Consider the following 26,365-nt stretch of genomic DNA (forward strand, 5'->3'; position numbering starts at 1 on the left):
GCGACTGCCGGCTCCGGACCGCCGTGCGCCGTACCACGATCGTGGTCAGCTGCCCTGGCGCTGCACCCGTCCGCTGCCCTCGACCTTGGCCCGCCCCTGGTTCCGTTCGGAGCCGGAGGTGCCGGTCGCGGCGCGCAGGTGCCGCCGCTCCGGCGAACGTTCCACCTCCGAGCCCTGCCGGCCCCGGGCACCGCTGCCCGAATGTCGCCGGCCGCGCGCCGACTCGCCGCCAGGATCATGCTTGTTCGGCTTCTGGCTACCCATGGCCGGCGCGTACCCGGTCCGTCGTCGGCTACTCCTGCGCGCCGGGGCGGTCGAACGCTGTCAACGTCGATGTGCCGCTCGGCTGGCCGTCGCCGTCCGACCGGTAGGGTTCCCGCAGCGGCTAGTGAGGGGTGAGGGTCGTGCTGGCTGGGCTGGAGCTGCCGCCCGCGGTGGAGGCGGAACGGGTCATCGGGGCGGTCCTGGCCGACCTGCGCTCCGGTGACCACCGCGGCGTGGTCGTCGACTCGCCGCCCGGCGCCGGCAAGTCGACCCTGGTCGTCCGGGCCGCCGCCGAACTCGCCGAGGCCGGCGAACCGCTGATCATCGTGGCGCAGACCAACGAGCAGGTCGACGACCTCATCGACCGCCTCGCCCGCAAGGCCCCCGAGCTGCGCATCGGCCGCCTCTCCGCCGCCGACTACCAGCCCTCCGAGCGGGTGCGGGACCACGCGACGGTGCGGGTGGCCGCGAAGGTCGCGGACCTCGGCGGCCCGGCCGTCATCATCGGTACGGCCGCCAAGTGGGCCACCGTCACCGAGGGCTGCTGGCCGTGGGCGATTGTCGACGAGGCGTACCAGATGCGCTCGGATGCGCTGCTGCGGGTGGCCGGCAGGTTCGAGCGGGCGCTCTTCGTGGGCGACCCCGGGCAGCTCGATCCCTTTTCCACTGTGGACACCGCGCGCTGGACCGGCCTGAGCTGGGATCCGATGCAGTCGGCGGTGGCCGTGCTGCTGCGGCACAACCCGGAGCTTCCCGTGCACCGGTTGCCGGTGTCGTGGCGGCTGCCCTCGTCGGCCGCCCCGGTGGTCGCCCGCGCCTTCTACCCCTTCACCGGCTTCCGGGCCGGCACCGGCCCCGACGACCGAGCGTTGTCGTTGACCGAGGGCGGGAAGGGGGACGCGGTCGACGCCGCGATCGAGGTGGCCGTCGCCTCCGGCTGGGGGCTCTACGAGCTGCCCGAGCGGCACACCCTGCGTACCGATGAGGAGGCCGCCGCGGCCTGCGCGGCGCTCGCGGTGCGGCTGCTGGAGCGCGGCGCGGTCGCCGTCTCCGAGCACCACCCGGCCGGCGCACCGGTGACCGCCGACCGGATCGCCGTCGGAGCGGCCCACCGCGATCAGGCGGCGGCGATCCGCGCGCAGCTCGGCGCGGCCGGCGAGGGCATCACCGTCGACACCGCCAACCGGCTCCAGGGCCGGGAGTACGACGTGACGATCGTGCTGCACCCGCTCTCCGGTCGGCGCGACGCCACGGCGTTCCACCTGGAGTCGGGGCGGCTCTGCGTGCTGGCGTCCCGGCACCGGCACGCCTGCATCGTGGTGGCCCGCGACGGGATCGCCGACCTGCTCGACGCCCACCCGTCGACCGAGCCGATGCACCTCGACGTTCCGGTCAAGTTCCCGGACGGCTGGGAGGCGAACCACTCGATGATCAATTACCTCAAGGCGTACGGCCTGCGCCGTTGAGCCCCACCCGCCGCTCCGGCCGGTGACGGGAGACCGGAGGGCGGGCGGGAGGTCAGGTCTTGTGTTGCAGGACCGGGGCAATGCGGAACTCGACGGTGTCCTGGTCGATCGTGTCGTGCACCGGTGAGTCGGCCATCTCCGTCAGGATGCCGGAGGCGCTGCGCCGGCCGTCGGCGGCGGATTCCCACGCGATGACATCGATGACCACGCCGTCGCTGGTCATGGTGATACGTCGCCAGCGGAAGCCGCGCTGGCGGAGCAGGTAGGCGTTGATGTCCTCGTTCGCCGCCACGAAGTCCGCGCCGGTGAGGCCGGGTGCGAGGCGGAACGTGGTGACTTCGAGCGCTTCGCTCATCGTCGTACTCCTGTCTTCCCGGTGGTCAGTTCTGCGCGGTGGGGCGGACGACGAGCTCGTTGACGTCGACGTTGCGGGGCTGCGCGATCGCGTAGCCGATGCCGTCGGCCACCGCGGCGGCCGGAATCGCGAGCTGCTCGGCGGCGGCTCGGACGGCGGCCCGCACCTGCGGGTCCCCGCCGTGGTCGGTGAGTTCGGACTGGGTGTAGCCGGGGCTGACGACGGTGACTCGGACGTCCTGGTTCTCCTGCCGCAGCCCTTCGGAGAGAGCCCGGACGGCGTACTTGGTGGCGCAGTAGACCGCCGCAGTCGGGTCGACCCGGTACGCAGCCGTCGAGGCGATGTTGACGATGTGGCCCTCGCGCCGGGCCCGCATCAGGGGCAGCACGGCGGCGACGCCGTGCAGCGTGCCGCGCAGGTTCACGTCGATCATCTGGTTCCACTCGTCGATCCGCAGCGCGTCGACCGTCGACAGGGGCATCACGCCCGCGTTGTTGACGAGTACGTCCACCCGGCCGTGGCGGGCGTGGGCGGCCTCGACGAAGCCCCGCACGCTGTCGATGTCGGTCACGTCGAGTTCCTGGTACTCGGCCGAATGGCCGGCGGCCTGAAGCTCGGCCACCAGGGCGGCGAGCCGGTCGACGCGGCGGGCGCCGAGGACGACGTGGTGGCCGTCGGCGGCGAGCCGGCGGGCGGTCGCCTCGCCGATACCACTACTCGCCCCGGTGATCAGGACGATCTTGGACAAACTGCTGTTCATGGCAACTCCTGGCGGAAGAATGTGATCACGGCCGTCGGGCCGGTGGGTCCAGATTCCGCCGGTCCTGCCGGCCGGAGAAGGCTGCGACTTCCTGGGTGCACGGCACCCTGGCAGCCCACCTGGCCTCGAAATACGCTGGTAGACGTGTCCAAGGCCGCCACCAGCAAGCTCGGGGAGTTCCTGCGCGCTCACCGCGCCCGCGTCGATCCGACCGACGTCGGGTTGCGCGGCGGCGGGGACCGGCGGGTCGCCGGACTGCGGCGGGAAGAGGTCGCCGTGCTGGCCGGAGTGAGCGTCGACTACTACGCCCGGCTGGAACAGGGCCGCGAACGCAGCCCGTCCCCGCAGGTCCTCGACGCGATCGGCCGGGCCCTCCGGCTCGACCTCGACGCGCGCGGGCACGCCTTCCGGCTCGCCGGGCTGAACCCCGCGCTGGCCCCCGACCACGCTCGGGACCGCGTCCACCCGGCGCTGCTGCGGCTGCTGGACGCGTTCCCCACCTCGGCGGCCTACGTGCTCAGCCCCGCCTTCGACGTGCTGGCCACCAACGGCGTCGCCGCGGCGCTGCTCGCCCCCTTCGACGGCATGACCAACATGGCGCGGGTGCTGTTCCTGCACCCGCAGGCACGCGAGATCTTCGTGGAGTGGCCGACGCTCAGCGGCAACGTCGTGCACGCGCTGCGCCTCAACGCCGGCCAGCACCCGGACGATCCGCGGATCCGGTCACTCGTGGCCGAACTACGTGACGCGTCACCCGAGTTCCGGTCCCTCTGGGCCGATCAGACCGTTCGCGGCCTCACCCGCCAGTTCAAGATCTTCGACCACCCGGTGGTGGGCCGGATCGAACTGACGTATCAGACGTTCGACGTCCGGGACGCGCCCGGCCAGCAGCTGCTCGTCGGCACCCCGGACGCCGGTAGCCGGAGCGCGGAAGCCCTCGCCTATCTGGGGGCCATGCACGCTCCGGCCTGATCGGCGGCATCGACGGGAAGATCCGTGTCGACGGCCGGTGTACGTCGTCCCCACGCAGGACGGTGCCTCGACCGGCGCTGACCGGCCGAGGCACCTCCCGATATTGATCGGCCCGGTCAGTTCCGAGCGCGATCCGTTCCCTCAGTGGCGGCCGATGAAGATGCCGATGCCGTTGGCGACCGCCCGCTCCGTACCGTCGGAGGGGTTGTTGCGGGCGGTGGCCGCCGACTGGCCCGGCTCCTTCACGGCGACCGTGGTGGAGCCGCCGCCGTCGAGGTTCACGGCCGCGTCCGCGCCGAGCGTGCGCATCAGGTCGGCCAGCTCGGCGATGGTGAAGCCGGCGCTGGCGGGCGCGCGGCCGGCCAGCGCGACCAGGTACACCGTCCGGCCGTCGGCGCTGACCCCCGCCGAGCTGCGCACGGCGGCGGTCTTGACGTCCAGGCCGGCGAGGGGCTGCCCGTCGCGCAGGATCGGGGCGCCGCCGACCGCGAAGGTCAGCTTCGGCTTGCCGGCGGAGACGAGCTTCTCGTCCACCTTCACCCGGTCGCCGACGACCAGGTCGTCGAGCGCGTCCGCGCCGGCCTCGCGGCCCACCAGCACCTGGGTGTCCTCGGCGATCGGGCCCGTGCCGGGCGTGCTGCTCACCGAGGTCACCACGCCGTCGCGGACGACCACCTCGTAGGTGTGGGTGCTGCACGGGTCGAGGCGGCTGGTGTCGCTGCCGCAGGTCGACCGGACCCGGTTGGCGCTGCCCCAGTCGGAGGTAAAGACACCGACACCGCCGACCGGGAGCGCGTACTGGTTGAGGCCGGCGAGGGTGATGGTGCCCTTCTTGCTGCGTACCTCACCGGCGAGGCTCAGGGTGTCGACCCGCGCCTTGCCGTTCACGCCGACGCCGAAGACGTCGCGGGTCGAGGTGCCGGGGGCGAGCCCCGGGCCGAAGCGCTGCGCATTCGGTACGGCGAACTTCAGGTCCTCGCCGTCGGCGATCTCCGGACCGGACGCCGAACCGGTCGGCGCGACCCCGGCGTGCGTCTCGCTGATGTTGAAGAAGTCGCCGTTCACTCCGGCGACGGCGCCCTGGTTGTTGGTCATCGCCGAGACGACCTGGCGCTGCGCCACGGCGTCGGGGTGCAGCAGGTCCAGGGAGACCTTGTTCTTTCGCAGGTCGGCGGTGAGCAGGTAGCCGACGGTGACGCCGCGCGGCGTGGCCACCTGGAACGAGCCGTACGTGACGCCCGGGGCGAGCTCCTCGGTCGAGGTGAAGGTGATCGGGGCGTCCACCGGGGACGTGGTCGCGGGCGCGGCCTCGGCCTGGGCGGCGCCGGGCGCCACGAGCGTGCTCAGCCCTGCGGCGAGCAGCAGCGCCAGACCGGGGCGTACGAGGGTCGATGACCTCATCGCCGCTCCTCTCTTTCTCGGGATCCGGGTCGGTGCCCGGCGGGTCGAGCCGGCCCGGCCGAGGGCCGGACCAGCGGAGACGTCCCGATGAGCCGATCACGTACGGGTGAACGGGCGAGATGATCAAGCTGAACCGCGGGTGCCGTCTGGTGCGGCGACGGTGCCGACCGAGGCCGGGCCTGCGGCGACGACCCCGGTCAGGGCGTGTGAGCCGTCCGGTGGTGGTGGCGTTCGTGTGCCCGGCCGTGCGCGTACCCGATCAGCCGTTCGACCTCGGCCAGGCTGCGCGGGCCCGGGTTGAGCACGCACCCCCAGGCGGCCGTGCCGTAGACGGGGTGGGGCAGCACCTCGTCGAGGGTGCTGACGTCGACCGAGGCCCGGCGCTCGTCCGCCTCCGCCGGCGGGTAGCCGAAGAGGCGGTGGAACTCGCGCCGGCCGAGCTCCAGGTTGAGCCGGAAGACGCCCGGCCGGTCGAGCCGGGACTCCTCGTCGAAGCCCGCCATGTCGCGCTCGCCGATGGTGGCGAACGGCCGGCGGCGGTCCGGGCCCACGTAGAAGAAGCGCCACCCCCACGCCACCTCGGGGGCGCCCGACTCATCGGTGGCCACGAGCAGTTCGACGTCGGGCAGGGCGAGGATCCGCGCGGTGATCTCGTCGGCGGTGATCCCGTCGGTTTCGGAGGAGTGCGGTTCGGCAGCCATGACCTAAACCGTATCGTTGAACTAGCGTTTGAGACTTTCGCCGAGCATCGAGCAGGAGACCTGCGTTGAACCCTCGAACCGCAGGACCAACCTACCGGCCCGTGGATCTCGCCCGCGAGCACGGCATCTCCACCCAGGCCGTCCGCAACTACGAGCGCGACGGCGTCCTGCCCGCCGCCCGGCGCACCCCCAGCGGCTACCGCGCCTACACCCCGCTGCACGCCGTCGCGCTCCGCGCCTACCTGGCGCTGGTCCCCGCGTACGGCTACGGCGTCGGCGCCGAGATCATGCGGGCCGCGACCCGCGGCGACGTCGACGCCGCGCTGCGCGCCGTGGACCACGGTCACGCCCAGCTGCTGCGCGACCGGGAGACCCTCGACGCCGTAGAGGTGACCGTGGGCGTGCTCACCGCCGTGCCGGCCGGAGACCGGCCCGATCGGCCGCTGACCGTCGGCGCGCTCGCCCACCGCCTCGGCGTGACCCCGGCGACGCTGCGCAAATGGGAGCGAGCCGGCATCCTGACCCCGGTTCGTGACCGCGCCACCCGGCAGCGCCTCTACGGCCCGGACGACGTACGCGACGCCGAGTTGGCCCACCTGCTGCGCCGGGGCGGCTACCTGCTCGACCACATCGCGACAGTCATCCGACAGGTACGCGCGGCCGACGGACCCGGGCCGCTCGCCGCGTCCCTCGACGGGTGGCGGCAGCGACTCGCCACCCGGGGCCGGGCGATGCTGGTCGCCGCCGCCCGCCTCGACGACTACCTCGCGGCGGTCGAGCAGCCTGCCGACACAGAGCCGGAGCGGACCCCGCAACGCAGGTGAGCCGGGCCGGGGTGAACCGTGCCGGGTCTGGCCGAGCCGCACCCCTCAGGGCTGTGCCAGGATCCGACGGGCCACGGCCTCGTCGGTCGCGGCCACCAGCACATGGACACCCTGCAGCTGGAGCTGAGGCTCCTGCCCACCGGCATCGTCCGCGGACACCCCCACCTTCAACCCGTGACTGCGCAGCAGACCGGCGATCAGGTCCGCTTCGGTGCGGCTGTTGACCACCGCCACGGAGACCACGTCCATTCCCACCACCCCTCTCCGTCCGGCAACCGCCAGCTGGCCGGTGCCACCATGAGCGTCGCACTCCGGCCGGCACCATCGCCCCAGTCGGACACCCTGGCCACCACCCCTGGCCGACTACCCGACGCTCCCCGACCGGCCGCCCGCCTCCGTCGGTGATCACGAAGTTATCGCCAGCCGACGACCGATATGTCGGCAATAACTTCATGATCATCAGCGGGCGGGAGCTCCGAGGTGCCGGCGGTGTCGGAGGTTTCCGCTACGGTCGGTGGTCATGGACGCGCGGCACGGCGAAGCCCTCATCGGGCGCGACCACCCGGCCGGCGTGCTGCGCGCCGAAATGGACCGGGCGATCACCAGCCACGGCGGCCTCGTCCTGGTCACCGGCGAGCCGGGCATCGGCAAGACGACGCTGGTCACGGCGGCGGCCCGGGAGGCCCGCGGGCGCGGCGCGCTCGTGCTCGGCGCAGCCTGCTGGGATTCGGAGAGCGCCCCCGGCTACTGGCCATGGGTGCAGGTGCTGCGTGGCCTGCGCCGCCACACCGACGACTGGGCGGTCGCCCGGCCCAGCGCCGAGCCGGCGCTCACCACCCTGCTCGGCGAGGCCGCCGGCGAGCCCCACGGCGTCGGGACGACCGCCGGCAGGGGCGAGGGCCCGGCCCGGCTGAGTTCGTCCGGCGCAGCGGCCGGCGGCGGGGGCGACGACGCGGACCGGGAAACCTTCGCGCTCTACGACGCAGTGACCGCCGCACTGGTCGCGGTCTCGCAGCGTCGGCCCGTCGTACTGATCCTCGACGACCTGCACTGGGCCGACCCGGCCTCGCTGCGGCTGCTCGGGTTCGCCGCCCAGCACACCTGGTTCGAGCGGCTGCTGCTGGTCGGCACCTACCGCGACGCCGAGGTCGAGTCCGGTGAACATCCGCTGCGCCCGCTGCTCATGCCACTGCTGGCGAAGGCGACCACGCTCACCCTCACCGGGCTCTCCCGCGACGAGGTCGGCGCGCTGATGACGCGTACCGCCGGGCGGGAGGCCGAGCCGCAACTCGTCGACGAGGTGCACCGGCGCACCGGCGGCAACCCGTTCTTCGTCGAGCAGACCGCCCGGCTGTGGCGGGCCGGCGGCGCGACCGGCACCATCGCCCCCGGCGTACGCGAGGCGGTCCGCCGCCGCCTCGGCCAGCTTCCCGGCCCGGTGGTCGAGGCGCTCACCGTCGCCGCCGTGCTGGGACGCGGATTCCACCGGCAGGTCCTCGCCGCCTGCGCCGGGAGCCCGGTGGCGCAGGTCGACCGGCTCCTCGACCACGGGTCGACGGCCCGTCTCGTGGTGGCCCGAGGCGGCGGCCGGTTCTCGTTCGCGCACGACCTCGTCCGGGAGACCCTCTACGACAGCCTCGCCGACGACGAGCGGCGAGCCCGGCACGCCACCGTCGTGCGGGCCGTGGACGTCTCGCGTGAGCTCGCCGAACGGCTGGTCCCCGCCGACCTGGCCCGGCACGCCTACCTGGCCGGGCCGGAGCTCGAGCCGTCCCGGAGCACCGAGCTGCTCCTCGCCGCCGCCCGCGACGCCGCCGGCCGGCTCGCCGTGGACGAGTCGCTGACCCACTTCCGCCGCGCGCTCGAGGTCGTCCGGGACGAGGCGCAACGCGTCCGGATCCTGATCGAGTTCGGTGAACTGCTCTACCACTGCGGCACCAGCGTGGACGCCGACCGGCACCTCACCGAGGCCGCCACGCTGGCACGCTCACTCGACGATCCGGCGTTGCTCGCCCGCGCCGTGCTCACCCTCCATCGGCACCGGGAGTACAGCACCGGCCCATCCATCTCCGCCGAGGAGCTGCTCCGGGAGGCGTACCGGCGGCTGATCGGCGAGCCGGACGACGGCCTCCCGGTCGCCATGCTCGTCACCGACCTGATCACGGCGACCGAGACGCTGGCCCGCCGTGGCCGCGACGACGAGGCGCTCACCTTCAGCCTCTGGGCCCGCCACGACACCACCTGGGGCCTCGGCACCGCGGCCGACCGAGCGGCGATCACCGCGGAGATCCGGGAGGTGGCCCGCCGCACCGGCGACCGGGACACCGAGCTCTGGGCGACGTCGCTGCGGTGGGTGGCGCTGCTCGAGCTCGGTGACCCGGGCTACCTCGACGAGCTGACCGCCTTCGTGGACGGGGCCGGCACCAGCGAGGTGGCCCGACACCGGATGTCGGCGGCGGTCGACGGGGGCATCATCGCCGGCTTCCGGGGTGACTTCGCCGAGGCGGACCGGCACTTCGCCGCCCTGGACGAACTCGGCGAGCAGGCCCCCACCGACTTCGCGTTCATGGTCCACCACCTGCGCTGGGCGCGGCTGCTGCCGCAGGGCCGGTACGACGAGATCGACGCGCTCCTCGACGGGCTCGACCCGACCGACTACCCCTACCTCCAGCTCGCCCGCGCCATCACGGCCGTCGAGCGTGGCGACCACGAGACCGCCGTACGGATCACCGCCGGCATCGAGGCCGCCGGAGTCACGTACGCCCGACCGGTGTCACCGTTGTGGCTGCGAGCGCAGGCGCAGGTCGCGGCGGCGGCGCGCGATCCGCAGCGGTGCGACGAGGCGCGGGCCGCCCTGACCCCGTACCGGGGACAGTGGACGGTGGCCCTCTTCGGCTGCGACGTGGGCGGTCCGGTCGACCACTGGCTGGCGCTGCTCGACGCCGCTCAGGAACGCTGGGACGAGGCGACAACCGGGTTCCGGGCGGCCGCTGCCGCCGCCGACCGGATGGCGGCCCGGCCCTGGTCGGTGCTGGCCCGTGCCGCCCTCGCCGAGACGCTGGCCCGGCGCGGCCGCCCCGACGACGTCGCCGAGGCGGCAGCGCTGCGCGCCGACGCCGAGCGGGAGGCCGCCGCCCTCGGCATGCGGCAGGTGCTCGACCGGTTCGCCGCCGAACGCCCGCCGGCAGACGCAGCCGCCACGCTCCCCGGCGCTACCGAGCTCGGCCCGGCACTCGACCCCGGCCCGGCATCCGACCTCGGCCCGGGATCCGACCTCGGCCCGGCATCCGACCTCGGCCCGGCATCCGACCCCGGCCTGGCGCTCGCGAGCAGTGGGCTCGATGGCGCGGGCGCTGCCGCGGTCGTCGTCACCGGTGGGCCGGGTGCGGCAGCCGCTCGCCGGGTCGGGTCCGGCGGCGTGCCCGGCGCTGCCGGTGGCGCTCGGATCTCCTCGACCGTCGGACCGCAGCCGGTCGGCGTCGCAGAGAAGGTCGGTGTCGGCGTCGACCCCGCAGGTGGGCCGCCCCTGGCCGGGACCATCGGGCGCTCCACCGGACCCACCGGGACCGGGCTGGGGAAGCGACCGGACGACCTGAACGTCGCGCCGTCGACGACCGGCTACGAGTTCCGCCGCGACGGCGTGGTCTGGCGGCTCGCCTACGGTGGCGCGGTCGTCCACCTGCCCGACGCCAAGGGGCTGCACGACCTGCATCTGCTGCTCGGCCGGCCGGGGGTCGACGTACCGGCCGTCGAGCTGCTCGACCCGGCCGCCGGGCCGGAGCTCGTGGCCGCCCGCGGCCTCGGTGGGGATCCGGTGCTGGACGACGAGGCGAAGGCCCGCTACCGACGTCACCTGGAGCGCCTCGACGAGGAGATCGACAGGGCCGCCGTCCGCGACGACACGGGGAAGGTGGCGGCGCTGGAGGCGGAGCGGGAAGCGCTCCTCGACGAGTTGCGCACCGCAGCGGGGCTGGCCGGGCGCACCCGCCGCCTCGGTGACGAGGCCGAACGCGCCCGCAAGGCGGTGACCGCCCGGATCCGGGACACCCTGCGCAAGCTCGACGCCCGCCATCCGGCGCTCGCCGCCCACCTGCGCGACACCGTCGCCACGGGCGGCACCTGCCGTTACCTGCCACCCGAGCCGCTGCCCTGGCGGCTGTGACCGGTTCTCCGCCCACGGAATCGCGCCTGGCCTACCGCGCCCGGCCCGCCGCGCCTGGCCTACCGCGCCCGGCCCGCCGCGCCTGGCCCGCCGCGCGTCTGCGGCGGTGCTTGATCCACTCGGGATCATTGAAGTCGGGGCATAAGAACGGGTCGGACCCCGCGACATCAATGAAGCCGAGTCGATCAAGCCGCAGCGCGTCGCCCGGCCCACGGGCATGTCAGGCGAGACGGCGCGCTGCCCGGATGGGAGCGGCGGACGGTCGGGAGCGACGGATGGGAGCAGCGACGGGCGGGCGCCGCGACCACGGTCGCGGCGCCCGCCCGGTACCGGGTCAGCGGCGGTTGTAGCGGTACATGGTGAGCGTGCCGAAGACCACCACGAAGCCGGCGCTCCACAGCAGCAGCCACATCGTGTTCGTGGCATCCGACTCGCCGGCCATCGCCGCGCGGACCGCCGCCACCAGGTGCGTGATCGGGTTGGCCTTCACGAACGCCTGCAGCCAGCCCGGCATGGTGCTCGGCTCGACGAAGACGTTGCTGAGGAAGGTCAGCGGGAAGAGCACCATCATGCTCACCCCCATCACCGACTTCTCGCTGCGTAGGACCAGCCCGAAGAAGGTCCAGACCCAGGAGAAGGCGAACGAGAAGATCACCAGCAGGCCGATCCCGGCGGCCACACCCATCAACCCGCCGTCGGGGCGGAAGCCGAGCACCAGCCCGACGCCGAGGATCACCACGGCCGCCAGCACGTACCGCAGCACGTCGCCGAAGATCATGCCGACCAGCGCGGCCGGCCGCCAGACCGGCAGCGTACGGAAGCGGTCGAAGATGCCCTTCTCGATGTCGGTGTTCAGCCCGATCCCGGTGTACATCGTGATCATGACGACGCTGGTCACCATGATGCCGGGCAGGAAGAACTGGAGGTAGGCACGCGGGCTGTCGGCGAGCGCCCCGCCGAACAGGTACGTGAACATCAGCACCATGATGATCGGGAACGCCGTCACGTCGAAGAGCTGCTCCGGCACGTGCTTGATCTTCAGCAGCGCGCGCCAGCCGAAGGTCAGCGACGCGCCGAGCGCGCTCGGTCTCGCCGGCCGATCCCCGGGTGCGAGGACTGTCGCCAGCGCCTCGGCGGACGGTACGTAGACGGACGGCGCGCGGCCGGTCGTGGTCGCGGCGTTACTCATCGTGCTGCCTCCAGCTCTTCGTCCCGCTCGTCGGCCGGGACGGCGGGGTGGTCGGTCAGGGCCAGGAAGACCTCGTCCAGGCTGGGCTGGCCGAGGGAGAAGTCGTCGACGACGATGCCGGCGCGACTCAGGTCCGCCAGCGCGCGGGCGGCCTGCTCAGTGGCGGCCAGGTCGTTGCCCTCGCCAACCACTCGGGCGGTGAGCGCGAGCGGGTCGGCTTCGAGCTGCACCGGTACGCCGAGCGCCGCCTGGAGCACCTTCTCGGCGTCGGATCGCTGCGCCGCGTCCCGTAGTCGCAGGTGGACGGTGCCGGAGCCGACCGACGACTTCAGCTCGCCCGGGGTGCCCTCCGCGATCACCCGGCCGTGGTCCACCACTGCGATCCGCCCGGCCAGCTGGTCGGCCTCGTCCAGGTACTGCGTGGTCAGCAGCACGGTCGTGCCGTGCGACACCACCGCCCGGACGATCTCCCACACCTGGTTGCGGCTGCGCGGGTCCAGGCCCGTCGTCGGCTCGTCGAGGAAGAGCAGGTCCGGGGTGTTCAGGATGCTCGCCGCGATGTCGATGCGCCGCCGCATGCCGCCGGAGTACTTCTTCACCTGCCGGTCGCCCGCCTCGGTCAGCCCGAACGCGGCGAGCAACTGCTCGGCCCGCTCCCGGGCGGCGGGTTTGCGCAGCCCGAGCAGCCGGGCGAGCAGCACCAGGTTCTCGACGCCGGTCAGGTCCTCGTCGATCGAGGCGTACTGGCCGGTCAGGCTGACCCGGGCCCGGACCTTGTCGGCCTCGGCGACCACGTCGTGCCCGAACACCCGGGCCCGACCACCGTCCGGGCGCAGCAACGTGGCCAGCACCCGTACCGCCGTGGTCTTGCCGGCCCCGTTCGGGCCGAGCAGGCCGTAGACGGTGCCGGCGGGCACCTGGAGATCCATCCCGGCCAGCGCCCGGGTCTTCCCGAACGAGCGGGTCAGGCCCTCGGCCTCGATGGCCGGGCCGGTTGTGCGCTTGTTCATCGTCCGTACCTTCCTCTGTGCTTTCACGAGACGTAGGGCCGCGCCGCGCGGGCGTCGCGCAACGCGAGACCCCACCAGGTGAGCTGGTCGAGCAGGACGCGGGCGTCCTGGCAGAGCTGGTCGGCGCACTCCGGCGACGGCTCGCCGCGGAGCAGGTCGACGCCGACGACGTCGCGCACCGTCGTCGCGTGCAGCGCGGTGAAGACCGTGCGGAGCTGGTCCACCGCGTGCAGACCTGTCGAACGGCAGCCGTACGCCACGAAACCGACCGGCTTGGCCTGCCACTCGTCGTACGCGTAGTCGATCGCCTGTTTCAACGAGGCCGGGAAGCTGTGGTTGTACTCGGGGGTGACCACCGCGAACGCGTCCGCCAGCCCGACCTCCCGCACGAACGACCGGATCGCGTCGGTCGGCTCCGCGGTGTAACGGGCGGGCAGGTCGTAGTCGGCGAGGTCGACCAGGTTCACGGTCATGTCGTCCCGGCCGGCGGCCTGCGCGACGAACCAGCGGGCGATCTCCTCGCCCGCCCGTCCCTCGCGGGTGCTGCCGATGATCACGGCGAGCCGCACGGGTCCCATACGCGCACCCCTTCCGGTCTCTCGAGTGCCACACCCTTCTGGCGCGAGACGGCGTCCAGCGGCCGCCAGACGCGATCTAGCGGAAGTCCGACCGAATCGTCGAACCGTGCCGTGGCGTTGTCGGTGGCGTCGGGTTGACTGCCGGACGACGACGAGGGGGATGGGATGGCGCAGGTGCGGATCGCGCCGTGGAGCGAGGACGACCTGGCTCTGCTGCGACGGCTCAACGCGCCGGAGGTTCGGGCGCACACGGGTGGCTCGGAGACCGACGAGCAGGTCGTGTCCCGGCACGAGAGGTATGCGCGCTTCTCCGGGACGGGCAAGGGGTGCATGTTCACGGTGGTGCTGCCGGACGGGGAGAAGGTCGGCAGCGTCGGCTACTGGGAGCGGCAGTGGCGGGGTGAGCCGGTCTACGAGATGGGTTGGGCGGTGCTGCCCGAACACCAGGGGAGGGGGCTGGCGACCGCGGCGGTGCGGGCGGTCGTGGCCGCGGCACGTGATCGCCGTACCCGCCGCTGGGCGCACGCCTACCCGTCGGTCGGCAATCCGGCCTCGAACGCGGTCTGCCGCAAGGCCGGGTTCACGCTGCTCGGAGAGATCGACTTCGAGTATCCGCCGGGGGAGTACATGCGCTCCAACGACTGGCGGCTCGACCTGACCGCACCGGCCGAGCGGGTAGGAGTGTGATCCGGGCGGCGCCCCCGTCGTGAACCGACTGACCGGGTCATCCGTGCCGGTGGTGAACTCGTTCAGTCAACTGGAGTAACCGATGTCGCAGCCGGTCGATCCGCAGCAGAGCCCGTACCCGAACTACCCGCCCGCACCGACGACGTACGGCCCGCCGTCGCGGCCGCCGTCGAGGACCACCTTCCTCCAGAAGGTGCTGATCGCGGTCGGCGCGGTCGTCGTGCTGCTCGGGGCGGTCTTCGTGGGCGTGGTCATCGCCAGCCCCGCCGAGAACGACAAGACCCCCGGCGGCGCGGCGGGGGCTCCCGCCACCGGCAGCCCGGCGCCGTCGCAGTCCGCCGGAGCGGACCCCGACGTGCCCGGCCGGGTGATCACCGTCGCCGCGCCGCAGACGCTCGGCGGCCGCCCGAAGATCGACCTCGGGGCCGACGACGGCGGTGTGTCCGAGGCGGGGCTTCCGGCGGATTCGGATGTGCCGGAGGTGACCGCCACTGCGCAGGGCCTCTACGGCGACATCGCGAAGCAGGACATCGTCATCGTCAACGCGGTGGCGTCGACCGGCGCCACCCGGGAGAGCCGCCTCTCGCTCTTCATCTCCGGGGTGAGCAAGGCCCTCAACGTCGGCAACTTCACCGAGGCCGACCCGGGCCCGCTCGGTGGGCAGGCCTTCTGCGGAGACGGCAACATCAACGGTGTGCCGGGCGCCGTCTGCGTCTGGTCCGACAGCGGCAGCACCGGCGCGCTGATCCACTCGCTGCAGAGCCAGGAGAAGCTCCGGTCGGAGTTCCCCGCGCTCCGCGCCGAGATCGAGCAGGCGTCCTGACGGTCTGGACCCTCCCGGGACACGATCGGAGGGGCCCCGCCGGGACCCCCTCCGCGATCGACAGGCAGGCGATTCCTCCCCGACCGGCCGGGTCGGCCGCTGAGGAATCGGGGAGCGGTCGAGCGCCGCTAGAGTTGGCGGATGCCGGACGGGAAGATCAGCGCCACGCGCGACCGCGAATCGAGCGGTGCGGTGGCGGGCGGGTACGCGGTCGAGGTCACCGACCTGACTGTCACGTACGGGTCGACGACCGTGATCGACGGGCTGAACCTCCAGGTGCCCACCGGTGCCGTGGTCGCTCTCACCGGCGAGAACGGGGTCGGCAAGTCGACCCTGCTGCGCTGCGTCACCGGCCTTCAGCAGGCCTCCGGCGGGGCGGTCACCGTCTTCGGTGAGCCGCCCGAGAGCGGCCCCGTGTTCTGGCGGCAGGTGGCGACCACCGTCGAGTCCCCGACCTGGTACCACGGCCTGACCGTGCGCGAACATCTCGACCTGGTGCGGGTCGCCAACGGAGAAGATCCGGCCGACGGGCGCATCGACGAGGTCTGCGCGTTGCTCGGCATCACCGGCCTGGCCGACAGCCTGCCGATCACCCTCTCCTCCGGCCAGCGCCAACGGTTCCTGCTCGCCGCGACGTTCGTACGCCCGAGCCGGCTGCTGGTGCTCGACGAACCGGAACAGCGCCTCGACACCGCGGCGAAGCGGGCGCTCGCCGCGCACCTGCGCGACTACCTGGCTGGCGGCGGAACGCTGCTGATGGCCAGCCACGACGAGCGGTTCTGGCACGACGTCGGCGCGGACGAGGTCGGTCTGCGCCGGGCGGAGGACTGAGCCGGTGACCACCACCCACGCGCCGGCCCACACCCCGGCGGCCCCGGCCGACGTGCGACGCCGCCTCCGACGGATGAGGGTCGCCGCCGTCGGTCGGGTGGACCCGAGCAGCGTCTACTGCGTGCTGCTCGCGATCGTGATGGCTGTCGTCCTGTTCGGGCGGCCGCTCGGCGTCGTCGTCTGGCCGGCCGACGCCGCCGGGCTGTCGGTGCCGGTGCTGGTCGGCGCGGGCCTGGTGCTGCTGGCCTTCCTCGGTGTGCTCCGGCGGCTCGGCCCGGTGGTCGTCAGCCGTGCGGACGCCACCTGGCTGCTGCCCGCGCCCGTGCCCCGGCGAACGTTGCTGACCCCCGCGCTGCTGCTCACCGCGCTCTCGGCGACCGTGGTGGGTGGTCTGGTCGGGCTGGCCGTCGCCGGCCGCGCCGCCGAACGTCCGGTGACGTCGGCCGTCGTCGTCGCGGCGGTCGCCGGGGGTGCCACCATCGGCCTCCTCCTGGCGCTGCTCGCCGTGCACGCCCAGACCCGGCCGAGAAGCGGCCGGGCCGTCGACCTGATCGCCGGCATCGCCGCCGCGGCACTCGTCGCGGTCGCGGTCCACGAGCGCCTGACCGGCGGGTACGCCCCACCGGGGGACGTCCTGCCCCCGGCTTCGGTGATACTCGTCGCGGCGGGCGTGGCGCTCCCGCTCGTCCTCGCCGCCGTCGTCTCGGTGTGGTGGCGGCTGGACAGCTGGCCCACCCACCGGATCGCCGAGACGTCGGCAGCGACCGGTTCGTACGCCGACGCGGTCTTCGCGATCGAGCCATCGTTCATCTCCGCGCAGAGCAGCCGCCGGTACTGGCGCCACCGCACGGGCATCCGAACCTCCCGACTGCTTCGTGATCGTCGGGTGCCGCCGCTGGTGGCGCAGGACCTGCTCCAGGTCCGGCGCAAGCCAGGACGGCTGCTCTGGCTGGTCGGCACCGCCACGGCCCCCGCCGTCGTCGCCGACGGGCCGGTCTGGCTGCTGATCGGTATCGTCCTGGTGGGTGCGCTCGCCGCCGCCAGCGTCACCGGCGAGGCGACCCACTCCGACGCGTCGAATCCCGCCGCGCTGCGGCTGCTCGGTCTCACGTTCCGGCAGGTCTACGCGCAGCGGCTGGTGGTGCCCGCCGGCATCGCCGCCCTCTGGGGTGCGATCGCGCTGGGCGCGGCGCAGGCGACGGACGCGCTCTCCGGCCCCTGGTGGGCGCTCGGCCTCGCGGCCGGTCCAGCGGCCGCCGTCGCCGCCCTCTACCGCGCGAAGATCAGCGCCAACAGCCTCGGCCACATCTTCATCGACACCCCGGCGGGGGCGTTCCCCAGCGGCCTGCTGCTCTGGCTGGTCAACGGGGTGGACGTGGTGGCCGTGCTGGGGCTGCCGATGGTGATCGCCCTGGTGACCGAGCGCGCCCCGGAACACCTCAGCTGGTCGTCCGTGCTCGTGCAGGCGATGCTGTCGGTCGCCGGCTGCCTCGTGCTGCTGCTGCGCCGTAAGACCGCCCGTATCGTCGGCGTGTAGGACGCCGCGCAGTCGGCTGATCACGTACGTCCCCGAGCCCGGCTCGCCCACCCAGGCGGCCTTCCGGAAGCGCGCCGCCGGGCGGGGTTCGCCCGCCCGGCGATGGCTCAGGCGATCTTCTCCAGCGCGGTCGTGGCGAGTGGGGCGATCTTCTTGAGCAGCGCGGTGGCGGCGGCCAGGTCGCCGTTCTCACCCGACACGTCCAGCTCCATCACGAAGTTGCCGCGGGTCACGAAGAGCGTGCACTGGTGCCGCGTCGAGTTGCCCTTCAGCCGCTCACAGAAGGTGATCACGTCCGGCCCGTTCGGGACCGGGGGCGGCGAAGGCCGAACGATCGTCGAGGTACGGCCGTCGTTCGGCACCTCGTACTGCGTGCAGTTCTTCAGCACCGACCGCAGTTCGTCGGCGAGTTTGCGTCCGGGCACCTTCAGGTAGCCGACCACGTACTGGCGGATCCACACCGTGTCGCCGTCCCAGACCCGCTCCCGGTAGGCCGTCCGCTTGCGGTCCGACGGGAGGCTCTCCTTGCAGAGGGAGATCAGCTTCCAGGCGTCGCTGTTCTCCTCGGTGAACGCGGCCGTCTCCGGGTGGAACTTCGCGTCCAGGTCCAGCATCGCGGTCTTCACCCGGGTACCCACCTCCGCCGTGGAGGTCGGTGCCGGCGGGGGCGGCGGCGGTGCCGGGGATTCCGGTGCGGACCAGCGGGGGGCCTCGGCGGCGGCGCTCGGGCCGCAGGCGGTGGTACCGATCAGGAGGAGCAACGACAGCAGGGGGAGCGTGGCACGGCGGAGCGACATCGCGGCCTTTCGTACATGAGGAGGGGGCCTGATCGGGCCCCCTCCTCTGTGCGCTGCCGCCCTGCCGGGTGTTACGTCAGGCCGGTACCCAGTCGAACGTGTCGGGGTGGCTGCCCTGCCGCCCGGCGGCACCGCGATCGAGGGCGGTGATCCGCTCCATCGCGGCGTCGTCCAGTTCGAAGTCGAAGATGCGGAAGTTCTCCTCGATCCGGGCCGGGGTCGTCGACTTCGGGAAGATGATGTCGCCGCGCTGCACGTGCCAGCGGAGCACCACCTGCGCCGGCGTACGGCCCACCAGCTCGGCGAGGTCGGCGATCGTCGGATCGTCCAGCACCTTGCCCTGCGCGATCGGTGACCAGCCCTCGGTGAGGATGTTGTGCTTGCTGCCGTACTCGCGCACCTCGTCGTTGGTGAAGTACGGGTGCACCTCGATCTGGTTGACGGCGGGCACCACCTGCGCCTCGGTGGCCAGCCGCTCCAGGTGCGGCACCTGGAAGTTCGACACGCCGATCGACCGGGCGCGCCCGTCCCGCTGGAACTCCTCCAGCGTCTTCCAGGTCGACACGAAGTCACCGTCGTAGAGCGTGGGCAGCGGCCAGTGGATGAGGAACAGGTCGACGTACTCCATCCCCAGCGCCGCGAGCGTCGCGTCGAACGCGCGGCGGGCGTCGTCCGGCCGGTGGGCCGCGTTGCTCAGCTTGCTGGTCACGAAGACGTCGCGCCGGTCCAGCCCGGAGGCGTGGATCGCCTGACCGACCTCGGCCTCGTTGCCGTACATCTCCGCGGTGTCGATGTGCCGGTAGCCGACCTCCAGCGCCTTCGCGACCGCCGCCGCGGTCTCCCTCGGCTTGACCTGGAAGACCCCGAAGCCGAGCTGCGGAATGGTGTTGCCGTCGTTGAGGCTGATGGCGGGAATCGTGTTCGCCACTGCGGCTCCTTCACACGTCGTCCGAAACGTCCGGCCCGGTGCGCACCCCCGACGGGACCGGACCTACCAATCTGCTCCCATACCCGGTCGAGTCGCCGTTTCACACGATCAACCGAAATCAGGAGGAGCCCGTCGAAGGCGCACGGGATGGCCGGGATTTTCCCACAGCTTCACCGAGCCGACGAGTTGTGGTTGAGCGCCGTCGATCGGCACGTGGACCGAGCGGCAGCAGCAAGACCCTGCCCTCGACCTGAGTATCGGCAACGCTAGGCTCCCCGGCGGCGTGGCGGAGATCAAGAGCCAGTGGAGGAGTAGCAAATGCGAACACCGTTGAGGCGGGCCGTGTTCAGTGCCATCGCGGGGGTGGTACTGGTCGGCACGCTCGGACTGACATCCTGCGCAGATCCAGACCGGGATGGCGCGGTGGACGCCGGGTCGGCTCCGGCCGATACCTCGGTGATCGACGCTCCCGGACCGGCTGACTCCGCGAGTCCCTCCGCTTCGACTTCGGCGAGCCGGTCCCCGTCGCCTTCAGTGAGCCTGTCCTTCCCACCTCCGGCGAGCCGGTCCACGAAGCCGTCTCTCAGCCGGTCGCCGTCGCGTGTTCCGACCAGCGAAGCCGCGACGCCGGCCGCATCGAGCAACATCGCCTCCCGGCTGCACACGATTCCGGCCGGCACTCGTCAGCTCATCGTCGTCCACACCAACGGCTACGGTACGAGCGTCGCCTCCCTCGAGACATTCGAGAAGGTCAACGGCGTGTGGCGGCCGAAGTTCGGGGTGATGAGCGCGCGGATCGGCGCCAAGGGATTCAGCGACAGCCATCAGGAGGGCATTTCCACGACGCCCACGGGCGTCTATGGCATTGGATCCACCATGTACGGCGTGCTCGGCAATCCGGGCGTCAAGTACAGCTACCACCATCTCGTGGCGAACGACTACTGGGACGAGAATCCCAGCTCGCCCACGTACAACAGTTTTGTGCACGGCACGAACCCGGGCGGGTACAGCGAGGCGCTGTGGCAGACCGTGCCGCAGTACAACTACTTCGCGGTCATCAACTACAACATCCCGGTGAGGTCGGCCACCCCGGCCCGTGGCAGCGGCATCTTCCTTCATGTCTCGGGGAGCGGCGCCACCGCCGGCTGTGTCTCGTTGGCACAGTCGAACCTGCTTCGGGTACTGGAGTGGCTGGATCCAGCCGCCTCTCCGCGCATCGTCATGGCACCCAGCCAGAATCTCGGCCGCTACTGACCGCCCGGAGCTGATAACAACCCAGGTCGGCGCTCGCCCTCGGTGTGTGGCTGGTCGTAGCGGGTAATGGTCCCCAGCACGCCGGCCGTCGACACAGCGACTAGGAGCGAGCGATGGGCATACGACAGGCCTCCGCCGATGACCTCGCCTCCGTAGGCATCTCGGTCCTGCGCGGTGCACTGGCCACGAACATCGTGTGGATCGGTTCGCTCAAGTTCAAGCAGTACGAGGTCGAGAACGACGAGCCCTTGGTCGTTCCGAGTCCGCTCTTCTCGCGGCTCCGCAAGAAGCTGGGCGCACAGAAGCTCAACCGACTCATCGGGGTCGCGGAGATCACCCTGGGCTCTCTGATCGCCGCGAAGCCGCTTGCCCCGAGAGCATCGGCGATCGGTAGCTTCGGGGCGATCGGGATGTTCCTCACCACACTCAGTTTCCTGGCCACGACGCCCGAGGCTCGGCAGCAAGGGCAGGGGAGATTGAGCCTTTCTCAGCTGGGGCAATTCCTGCTGAAAGACACAGTGCTGCTCGGTGCCGCTCTGCTGACAGCTGCCGAGTCGCTGGGCGCGGCCCGCCCCGCCGGCAATCCATAGTTTCGGGCGGTCAGCCGGGGGCGTCGAAGAGCACCGGCCATGGACGCTGCGTCGGCTCCTGCGGCGGTGTGCCGGCTGCCGGTTCGGCGTCGGTCGACACCTCGGCGGAGATCTGGGCGAACATGGGCGCGGCCGGGTGCGCGGAGCGCTCCGGCCAGACCGCCGAGGTGCGCTTGAGCAGGGGCGTCCCGGTGATCGGTCGCCACGCGATCCGCGGCTCCCGACGCGCGGTCGTGGCGGGTTCGATCGCCACCGCGCCGCCGGCCAGCACCAGCCCGAAGAGGAACTCGGGGTTGTGGGCCGGGCGGACCCGGGCGGCTGGGAAGCCCTGCCGCCGGCACACCTCCAGCAGGTGGTCGTGCCAGCCGGGCGCGGTGGCGCGGGGCGCCGTCACCAGATCCAACCCGGCCAGCGCCGCCAGCTCCACCTCCCGCTGCCGGGCCAGCGGTGAGGTACGCGGCAGCAGCACCCCCAGCGGTACGTCGACCGGGGCGCCGAAGCGCAGCCCCTCCGCCTCGACCGGGTGGTGCACCAGCCCCACGTCGAGCCGCCGCTCGGCGAGCATGCGCAACTGCTCGCCGCTGGTCAGCTCGTGCAGCTCCACGTCCAGCCCCGGCGCCCGTTCGGCGAGCCGATCCAGCAACGCGTGCAGTCGTACGGCCGGCGTGTCCGGCGGGACCCCGGCCCGCAGTACGCCGAGCACGCCCGCGCGCACCTGGCGCATCAGGTTGCGCAGCCGCCCCTCCCCGGCGAGGAGCTCCTCCGCCTCTCCGAGCAGCAGCTCACCGGCGGTGGTGAGGCGGATCTGGCGGCGGGACCTGTCGAAGAGCTCCACCTCCAACTCCCGCTCCAGCCGCTGGATGGACTGGCTCAGCGGCGGCTGGGCCATGCCGAGCAGTTCGGCGGCCCGCCCGAAGTGCAGCTCGCGGGCGACCAGCACGAAGTGCCGCAGGTGTCGGAGCAGGTCCACGGGCCGGACCATACGCCAGCGCGGCGGGCGGGCCCGCTGGTCGTCGTCCCGGCCGCGGACCGCCATCGGAGGTGGATACCGTTCGGGGGTGGCGGTGGTCGAGCGGGTCGAGGACGTCTTCAACCGGGCCGGGGTGATCGGCAATCTGCACGTGGTGGACCTCGACGACCCCGGTGCGGGGACGGTCGCCGGTGGCCGGGAGGTCGCTGTCGGGGCGGACGAGCAGGTGGTGATCGCCTCGATCTTCAAGATCCTGCTGGTGCTGGAGTTCGCCCGGCAGGTCACCGCCGGACAGCTCGACCCCACCGAACGGGTCCTGGTCACCGGCGCCGACCGGCTCGGCGGCTGGGGGTTGGCCGGCTGCGACGACGACGCCGAGGTGTCGCTGCGCGATCTCGCCTACTTCGCCATGTCGGTCAGCGACAACACCGCCGCCGACCTGCTGCTGCGCCGGGTCGGCCCGGACCTGCTGCCGATGCTCGCCGCCGAGCTGGGCCTCGCCCGGACCCGCATCGTCGGTGGGCCACGGCAGCTCGTCGAGGTGATGCTCGCCGACGTGGGGGCGCGCAACGAGGCGGAGTTCGCGCGGATCTTCCCCACGTTGAGCGCCGAACAGGTCCACGCCATGCGGGTCTTCGACCCGGAGCGGACCACCTCCAGCACGGCGCGGGACATCACCGGACTGCTCGGCCTGATCTGGCGGGACGAGGCGGGGCCCGCCGCGGCCTGCGCCATGGTCCGCAACTGGATGGCCCGTCAGCTCTTCTGGACCCGGCTGGCCACCGGCTTCCCGCCCGGCGTGCGGGTGGCCGGCAAGACCGGCACCCTGCCGGGGCTGCACATGGAGGCCGGCGTCGCCGAGTACCCCGACGGCGGCCGGTACGCGATCGCCGTCTTCGCCCGCACCGCTCAACTCGCCACCCGGCGGATCGACGTGGACCTGGCGATGGGGGAGGCCGCCCGTACGGCGGTCGAGGCGCTGCGCGGGGAGTGAGTTTCCGGCCGCGAAGGCGCCGGGGCGGCCGACGTGACCAGGTCCGATACCCGATGGCATATCGACCGGACGCCTCGCTGATCTTGGACGTGCGTCCGTCGGCGCTGGTTGGCTCTGCGTCGACCGATCGCCCAGTTCCAAGGGAGCGCACCCGTATGCCCAGTCTCGACCGCCGCCGATTCCTCCGCGACGCCGCCGCCTCGACCGCCCTGGTCACCGCCGGTGGCCTCGCCTCGACCTCGTTCGGCGCTCCGGCGCAGGCCGCTCCGGCCGCCGCGGCGATGCCCGCTAGCGCGACCCGCCGTCCCGCTCCGGTCAGCTTCCGCTGGTGGGGCACCGCCGGTTGGCGGGTCGACATCGGCGCCCGGACCGTCCTGGTCGACCCGTTCCTGAGCCGGATCGACACCGGCCTGTTCAAGGCCGCCTTCAAGGAGACCACCCCGCTCGAGGTGAACACCGCAGTGGTCGACAGCTACGTCGACCGCGCCGAGACGGTGCTCGTGACGCACACCCACTGGGACCACTTCATGGACGTGCCGTACATCGCGGGGCGCACCGGCGCCCGGGTCTTCGGGACGCTTACCGCGTACCACCTCGGGCTCGCGTACGGGGTGCCGTCCGGGCAGCTCAGCGCGGTGAAGGGTGGCGAGGTCATGGACTTCGGCGACTACACCGTCGAGGTCGTCGCCTCGCTGCACAGCCGCAACGTGTCGTACTCCGTGGCGTTCCCCGGGGTGCGGGTGAACCCGCCGGCGAAGCCGGAGACCATCGCCGACCTGCCGGAGGGCGACACGCTGAACTACGTGCTGCGGGTGGCCGGCGGGCCCACCGTCTTCTTCATGGGCGCCAGCGACTTCGTGGCACGCAACCTGGCCGGTATCGCGCCGGACGTGGCCATGGTGGCGTTGAACAGCAGCACGGTGACCGCCGACTACGTGGCCCGGCTGATGGCGGCGCTGGACCATCCGAAGGTCGTCGTGCCGGTGCACTTCGACAACTTCGAGACGGAGCTGCGCAACCCGCCCACCGTGGCGCCGGGCGACCGTACGCGTCTCGACCAGCTGATCGCCGCCGTGCGCGAGTCGTCTCCGCGCAGCCGGGTGCTCGTGCCCGAGTACGGCACCGCGTACCACTTCTGATCGGGGGTGGCGGGTGGTCGCGAGGTACGCGACCACCCGCCGGATCTCAGTTGCACGGAATTACGTAACTTCGTAGTATCGATGTGTGGCGGATGTCGAGCGGCGGTTGGCCGCATTGGAGGCGCAGGTCGCCGAGCTCCTCGACCGGTCCCGAGGTCGACCGGAACCGGCTGCCGCGGAGGTTCCCGGTGACACCTTCTGGGCACTCGACGGGCTCAAGCAGCGCCTGCCCGAAGGCAGCGGCGGAGCGGTGCTCTACACCGGTGCCGTCCGCCTCGGCGACGAGCACTACGACTGGCAGTACGGCCGCACCGTCGACGCCGTCCTCGACGCCGACTGGACGGAGCTGGCCGGCACGCTGACCGCGCTGGCCCACCCCGTCCGGCTCCGCCTGCTGCGCGAGATCCTCGGCGGGCGGCGCGGCACCGCCGAGCTGGCCGAGATCGAGGGGCTGGGCACCAGCGGCCAACTGCACCACCACCTGCGTCAACTCACCGCCGCCGGCTGGCTGCGCAGCGCCGGCCGCGGCCGGTACGCCGTACCTGCCGAACGGGTCGTCCCGCTGCTCGCCATCCTCACCGCCGCTCGCCGCTGAGCGACCCCACCGCCCGACCCGACCCCGGACGGCGCCCCCGCCGCCCGATCGACGGAAGGAGCATCATGCGCAAGCCGACCGCACTCACGCTCGCCGTCGGGCTCACCGCCGCCGTGGCGGCGATCCCCCTCGCGCCCGGCGCACCCACCCTCGGCGGACGGCACACCGGAGACGCCGAACTGGCCGCCGCCACCCGGGCCGCCCTCGACGACGGTCGCGGCTACCGTGGCCTCGCCGTCGCCCTGATCGAGCCGCACCGGGTGCGCACCGCCGGGCTCGGCGACCGGGCCCCCGGCGGCCCGCCCGTCGAGCCCGGCACCCCGTTCGAGATCGGTTCCATCGGCAAGGCGCTGACCGGGATGCTGCTCGCCCAGCGCGCCGCCGACGGCGAGGTGCGGCCGGACGACCCGCTCGCCGCCGCGCTGCCGCAGGTCACCGGGGCTACCCGCGAGGTCACCCTCGCCGAGCTGGCCAGCCACCGCTCCGGCCTGCCCCGACTCGCCACCTCCCCGGCCGACCTGCTCACGACGGTCTGGACCAACTTCACCGCCGGCAACCCGTACGCCCGGTGGGACACCGAGCGCCTCATCGACGCCGCCAGCGAGAAGCAACCCGGCGACGGGCGCGGCGAGGTGCACTACTCGAATTTCGGGGTGTCGCTGCTCGGGCAGGCGCTCGCCGCCCAGGCCGGCGCCGGCTACCCCGAGCTGCTCGACCGTGAACTGCTCCGCCCGCTGGGCATGACGCACACCGTGGTCGCCACCGAACCCGCCCGGCTGCCGGGCGGTCGGGCCACCGGCGCGAAGCTCGGCGGCCGCACCGCCGACCCCTGGTCGGGCAGCGGGTACGCCCCCGCCGGCATCGGGGTCTGGTCGACAGCCGAGGACCTGTCCCGGCTGCTCGTCGGGCTGCTCGCCGGCACCGCCCCCGGAGCCGACGCCGCCACCGCCCGCTTCACCGAGAACGCCCGCGACCGGATCGGCTACGGCTGGTTCACCAGCCGGCACGGTGACCGCGAGGTCATCTGGCACAACGGCGGAACCGGTGGGTTCCGGTCGTACGCGGCGATCGAGCGGGCCACCGGCCGGGGCGTGGTGGTGCTCGGCAACACCGAGCACGACGTCGACCAGCTCGGGCTGCGCCTGCTCGGCGTGCCCGCCGACCCGGGCGACGACGGTCCGCAGGTGCCGCTCGCTGGTTGGATCGGTGCCGCCCTCGCCCTCGGCTTCTCGCTCCTGGGCGGGGCGAGCCTACTGCGCACGGCGCGCCGGATGCCCGACCGGCTCAGCCTCGCCAGCACCGCCGGCTGGGCTCTGCTCTACCTCGGACTCGGGCACCGGCTCGGCAACTGGTCACTGGTGCCCGGTTGGCTCTGGCCGCTCGGCGTCGGCCTGTCCGCCGCCGGGCTGCTGGTGGCCGTACGCCACTGGCGGGCGTTGCCGACGATCGCCGGAGCGCCGGCCCGGCGGCGGCTGGCCTCCCTCGCCGGCTCCCTGCTCGTCGCCGTGCCCCTGCTCGTCGCCATCGCCGCCTGACGG

The 26,365-nt window shown here is 72.8% G+C and carries 26 protein-coding genes; 14 read left to right on the forward strand and 12 right to left on the reverse strand.

Annotated features, from left to right (window positions below; genetic code table 11):
- Positions 1 to 45: 45 nt before the first annotated feature.
- The gene (locus tag D7044_RS20350) at positions 46 to 264 is read right to left on the reverse strand and encodes a hypothetical protein (RefSeq protein WP_120677724.1); all 219 of its coding nucleotides are present in this window, start codon (positions 262 to 264) and stop codon (positions 46 to 48) included.
- Between the two features lie 140 nt (positions 265 to 404).
- Between D7044_RS20350 and D7044_RS20355 the strand changes: the two genes are divergently transcribed.
- Positions 405 to 1,730: an AAA domain-containing protein gene (locus tag D7044_RS20355; RefSeq protein WP_120690036.1), complete on the forward strand. Its 1,326-nt coding sequence runs from the start codon at positions 405 to 407 to the stop codon at positions 1,728 to 1,730.
- Between the two features lie 52 nt (positions 1,731 to 1,782).
- On the opposite strand, the gene D7044_RS20360 is transcribed toward D7044_RS20355, so the two are convergent.
- Positions 1,783 to 2,085, reverse strand: a complete 303-nt coding sequence (locus D7044_RS20360; protein ID WP_120689922.1) for a hypothetical protein — start codon at positions 2,083 to 2,085, stop codon at positions 1,783 to 1,785.
- A 25-nt stretch (positions 2,086 to 2,110) separates the two neighbouring features.
- Positions 2,111 to 2,845 carry an SDR family oxidoreductase gene (locus tag D7044_RS20365; RefSeq protein WP_120689923.1) on the reverse strand — a complete coding sequence of 245 codons (735 nt, stop codon included), beginning with the start codon at positions 2,843 to 2,845 and terminating at the stop codon, positions 2,111 to 2,113.
- Between the two features lie 144 nt (positions 2,846 to 2,989).
- Here D7044_RS20365 and D7044_RS20370 point away from each other — a divergent pair, with 144 nt between their 5' ends.
- A complete protein-coding gene (locus D7044_RS20370; RefSeq protein ID WP_120677716.1) occupies positions 2,990 to 3,817 on the forward strand; it encodes a helix-turn-helix domain-containing protein in 828 nt (275 codons plus the stop codon).
- Between the two features lie 141 nt (positions 3,818 to 3,958).
- Here D7044_RS20370 and D7044_RS20375 read toward each other — a convergent pair whose 3' ends face one another.
- Both D7044_RS20375 and D7044_RS20380 read right to left on the reverse strand, forming a co-directional pair.
- Positions 3,959 to 5,218 carry a phosphodiester glycosidase family protein gene (locus D7044_RS20375; protein ID WP_120677714.1) on the reverse strand — a complete coding sequence of 420 codons (1,260 nt, stop codon included), beginning with the start codon at positions 5,216 to 5,218 and terminating at the stop codon, positions 3,959 to 3,961.
- A gap of 197 nt (positions 5,219 to 5,415) precedes the next feature.
- Entirely contained in the window at positions 5,416 to 5,919 is a 504-nt protein-coding gene (locus D7044_RS20380; protein WP_233565064.1) for a DUF6194 family protein, read from the reverse strand.
- Between the two features lie 101 nt (positions 5,920 to 6,020).
- Between D7044_RS20380 and D7044_RS20385 the strand changes: the two genes are divergently transcribed.
- The gene (locus D7044_RS20385) at positions 6,021 to 6,743 is read left to right on the forward strand and encodes a TioE family transcriptional regulator (RefSeq protein WP_233565065.1); all 723 of its coding nucleotides are present in this window, start codon (positions 6,021 to 6,023) and stop codon (positions 6,741 to 6,743) included.
- A 45-nt stretch (positions 6,744 to 6,788) separates the two neighbouring features.
- Here D7044_RS20385 and D7044_RS20390 read toward each other — a convergent pair whose 3' ends face one another.
- Complete coding sequence (locus D7044_RS20390; RefSeq protein ID WP_147434698.1) at positions 6,789 to 6,998, reverse strand: DUF2007 domain-containing protein; 210 nt, start codon at positions 6,996 to 6,998, stop codon at positions 6,789 to 6,791.
- Between the two features lie 265 nt (positions 6,999 to 7,263).
- On the opposite strand from D7044_RS20390, the gene D7044_RS20395 reads away from it, so the two are divergent.
- Positions 7,264 to 10,905, forward strand: coding sequence for an ATP-binding protein (locus tag D7044_RS20395; protein WP_120689925.1), 3,642 nt, complete (start codon positions 7,264 to 7,266; stop codon positions 10,903 to 10,905).
- A gap of 334 nt (positions 10,906 to 11,239) precedes the next feature.
- Here the strand turns inward: D7044_RS20395 and D7044_RS20400 are convergent, their stop codons facing one another.
- From D7044_RS20400 to D7044_RS20410, 3 genes are read right to left on the reverse strand one after another with little or no spacing between them, the layout of a single operon-like run.
- Complete coding sequence (locus D7044_RS20400; protein WP_120689926.1) at positions 11,240 to 12,094, reverse strand: ABC transporter permease; 855 nt, start codon at positions 12,092 to 12,094, stop codon at positions 11,240 to 11,242.
- Complete coding sequence (locus D7044_RS20405) at positions 12,091 to 13,104, reverse strand: ATP-binding cassette domain-containing protein (RefSeq protein WP_120689927.1); 1,014 nt, start codon at positions 13,102 to 13,104, stop codon at positions 12,091 to 12,093. Before D7044_RS20405 ends, D7044_RS20400 begins: the two co-directional genes overlap by 4 nt.
- 23 nt (positions 13,105 to 13,127) lie before the next feature.
- Positions 13,128 to 13,682, reverse strand: coding sequence for an NADPH-dependent FMN reductase (locus D7044_RS20410; protein ID WP_120677705.1), 555 nt, complete (start codon positions 13,680 to 13,682; stop codon positions 13,128 to 13,130).
- A 165-nt stretch (positions 13,683 to 13,847) separates the two neighbouring features.
- Here D7044_RS20410 and D7044_RS20415 point away from each other — a divergent pair, with 165 nt between their 5' ends.
- From D7044_RS20415 to D7044_RS20430, 4 genes are all read left to right on the forward strand, one after another.
- A complete protein-coding gene (locus tag D7044_RS20415) occupies positions 13,848 to 14,369 on the forward strand; it encodes a GNAT family N-acetyltransferase (RefSeq protein ID WP_120677703.1) in 522 nt (173 codons plus the stop codon).
- Between the two features lie 82 nt (positions 14,370 to 14,451).
- On the forward strand, positions 14,452 to 15,192 hold the full coding sequence (locus D7044_RS20420; protein ID WP_120689928.1) for a hypothetical protein: 741 nt from the start codon (positions 14,452 to 14,454) through the stop codon (positions 15,190 to 15,192).
- A gap of 141 nt (positions 15,193 to 15,333) precedes the next feature.
- On the forward strand, positions 15,334 to 16,023 hold the full coding sequence (locus D7044_RS20425; RefSeq protein WP_120689929.1) for an ABC transporter ATP-binding protein: 690 nt from the start codon (positions 15,334 to 15,336) through the stop codon (positions 16,021 to 16,023).
- A gap of 4 nt (positions 16,024 to 16,027) precedes the next feature.
- Entirely contained in the window at positions 16,028 to 17,560 is a 1,533-nt protein-coding gene (locus D7044_RS20430; protein WP_120689930.1) for a DUF6297 family protein, read from the forward strand.
- A gap of 107 nt (positions 17,561 to 17,667) precedes the next feature.
- Here D7044_RS20430 and D7044_RS20435 read toward each other — a convergent pair whose 3' ends face one another.
- Both D7044_RS20435 and D7044_RS20440 read right to left on the reverse strand, forming a co-directional pair.
- Positions 17,668 to 18,357 (reverse strand): hypothetical protein, encoded by a 690-nt coding sequence (locus D7044_RS20435; protein WP_120677695.1) that lies wholly within the window; start codon positions 18,355 to 18,357, stop codon positions 17,668 to 17,670.
- Between the two features lie 76 nt (positions 18,358 to 18,433).
- Positions 18,434 to 19,285 (reverse strand): aldo/keto reductase, encoded by an 852-nt coding sequence (locus tag D7044_RS20440; protein ID WP_199716708.1) that lies wholly within the window; start codon positions 19,283 to 19,285, stop codon positions 18,434 to 18,436.
- Between the two features lie 318 nt (positions 19,286 to 19,603).
- Between D7044_RS20440 and D7044_RS20445 the strand changes: the two genes are divergently transcribed.
- Positions 19,604 to 20,539: a L,D-transpeptidase family protein gene (locus D7044_RS20445; protein ID WP_147434699.1), complete on the forward strand. Its 936-nt coding sequence runs from the start codon at positions 19,604 to 19,606 to the stop codon at positions 20,537 to 20,539.
- A gap of 113 nt (positions 20,540 to 20,652) precedes the next feature.
- Positions 20,653 to 21,129 carry a YkgB family protein gene (locus D7044_RS20450; RefSeq protein WP_120689931.1) on the forward strand — a complete coding sequence of 159 codons (477 nt, stop codon included), beginning with the start codon at positions 20,653 to 20,655 and terminating at the stop codon, positions 21,127 to 21,129.
- A gap of 10 nt (positions 21,130 to 21,139) precedes the next feature.
- Here the strand turns inward: D7044_RS20450 and D7044_RS20455 are convergent, their stop codons facing one another.
- Positions 21,140 to 22,099 (reverse strand): LysR family transcriptional regulator, encoded by a 960-nt coding sequence (locus tag D7044_RS20455; RefSeq protein WP_120690039.1) that lies wholly within the window; start codon positions 22,097 to 22,099, stop codon positions 21,140 to 21,142.
- A gap of 88 nt (positions 22,100 to 22,187) precedes the next feature.
- Between D7044_RS20455 and D7044_RS20460 the strand changes: the two genes are divergently transcribed.
- From D7044_RS20460 to D7044_RS20475, 4 genes are all read left to right on the forward strand, one after another.
- Positions 22,188 to 23,093 (forward strand): serine hydrolase, encoded by a 906-nt coding sequence (locus D7044_RS20460; RefSeq protein WP_120677687.1) that lies wholly within the window; start codon positions 22,188 to 22,190, stop codon positions 23,091 to 23,093.
- Between the two features lie 155 nt (positions 23,094 to 23,248).
- Entirely contained in the window at positions 23,249 to 24,232 is a 984-nt protein-coding gene (locus D7044_RS20465; RefSeq protein ID WP_120689932.1) for an MBL fold metallo-hydrolase, read from the forward strand.
- A gap of 85 nt (positions 24,233 to 24,317) precedes the next feature.
- Positions 24,318 to 24,827 carry an ArsR/SmtB family transcription factor gene (locus D7044_RS20470; RefSeq protein WP_120677683.1) on the forward strand — a complete coding sequence of 170 codons (510 nt, stop codon included), beginning with the start codon at positions 24,318 to 24,320 and terminating at the stop codon, positions 24,825 to 24,827.
- Positions 24,828 to 24,892: 65 nt separating this feature from the next.
- A complete protein-coding gene (locus D7044_RS20475) occupies positions 24,893 to 26,362 on the forward strand; it encodes a serine hydrolase domain-containing protein (RefSeq protein WP_120689933.1) in 1,470 nt (489 codons plus the stop codon).
- Positions 26,363 to 26,365 lie beyond the last annotated feature (3 nt).

It is taken from the genome of Micromonospora musae, from assembly GCF_003626635.1.
Taxonomy (GTDB): Bacteria; Actinomycetota; Actinomycetes; order Mycobacteriales; family Micromonosporaceae; genus Micromonospora; species Micromonospora musae.

Excerpts from the sequence above, each read along its gene's own strand:
- D7044_RS20365 (WP_120689923.1), bottom strand. The coding sequence starts at position 2,845 with ATGAACAGCAGTTTGTCCAAGATCGTCCTGATCACCGGGGCGAGTAGT.
- D7044_RS20425 (WP_120689929.1), top strand. The coding sequence starts at position 15,334 with ATGCCGGACGGGAAGATCAGCGCCACGCGCGACCGCGAATCGAGCGGT.
- D7044_RS20450 (WP_120689931.1), top strand. The coding sequence starts at position 20,653 with ATGGGCATACGACAGGCCTCCGCCGATGACCTCGCCTCCGTAGGCATC.
- D7044_RS20395 (WP_120689925.1), top strand. The coding sequence starts at position 7,264 with ATGGACGCGCGGCACGGCGAAGCCCTCATCGGGCGCGACCACCCGGCC.
- D7044_RS20405 (WP_120689927.1), bottom strand. The coding sequence starts at position 13,104 with ATGAACAAGCGCACAACCGGCCCGGCCATCGAGGCCGAGGGCCTGACC.
- D7044_RS20350 (WP_120677724.1), bottom strand. The coding sequence starts at position 264 with ATGGGTAGCCAGAAGCCGAACAAGCATGATCCTGGCGGCGAGTCGGCG.
- D7044_RS20380 (WP_233565064.1), bottom strand. The coding sequence starts at position 5,919 with ATGGCTGCCGAACCGCACTCCTCCGAAACCGACGGGATCACCGCCGAC.
- D7044_RS20475 (WP_120689933.1), top strand. The coding sequence starts at position 24,893 with ATGCGCAAGCCGACCGCACTCACGCTCGCCGTCGGGCTCACCGCCGCC.
- D7044_RS20435 (WP_120677695.1), bottom strand. The coding sequence starts at position 18,357 with ATGTCGCTCCGCCGTGCCACGCTCCCCCTGCTGTCGTTGCTCCTCCTG.
- D7044_RS20375 (WP_120677714.1), bottom strand. The coding sequence starts at position 5,218 with ATGAGGTCATCGACCCTCGTACGCCCCGGTCTGGCGCTGCTGCTCGCC.
- D7044_RS20360 (WP_120689922.1), bottom strand. The coding sequence starts at position 2,085 with ATGAGCGAAGCGCTCGAAGTCACCACGTTCCGCCTCGCACCCGGCCTC.
- D7044_RS20465 (WP_120689932.1), top strand. The coding sequence starts at position 23,249 with ATGCCCAGTCTCGACCGCCGCCGATTCCTCCGCGACGCCGCCGCCTCG.
- D7044_RS20420 (WP_120689928.1), top strand. The coding sequence starts at position 14,452 with ATGTCGCAGCCGGTCGATCCGCAGCAGAGCCCGTACCCGAACTACCCG.
- D7044_RS20445 (WP_147434699.1), top strand. The coding sequence starts at position 19,604 with ATGCGAACACCGTTGAGGCGGGCCGTGTTCAGTGCCATCGCGGGGGTG.
- D7044_RS20410 (WP_120677705.1), bottom strand. The coding sequence starts at position 13,682 with ATGGGACCCGTGCGGCTCGCCGTGATCATCGGCAGCACCCGCGAGGGA.
- D7044_RS20400 (WP_120689926.1), bottom strand. The coding sequence starts at position 12,094 with ATGAGTAACGCCGCGACCACGACCGGCCGCGCGCCGTCCGTCTACGTA.
- D7044_RS20415 (WP_120677703.1), top strand. The coding sequence starts at position 13,848 with ATGGCGCAGGTGCGGATCGCGCCGTGGAGCGAGGACGACCTGGCTCTG.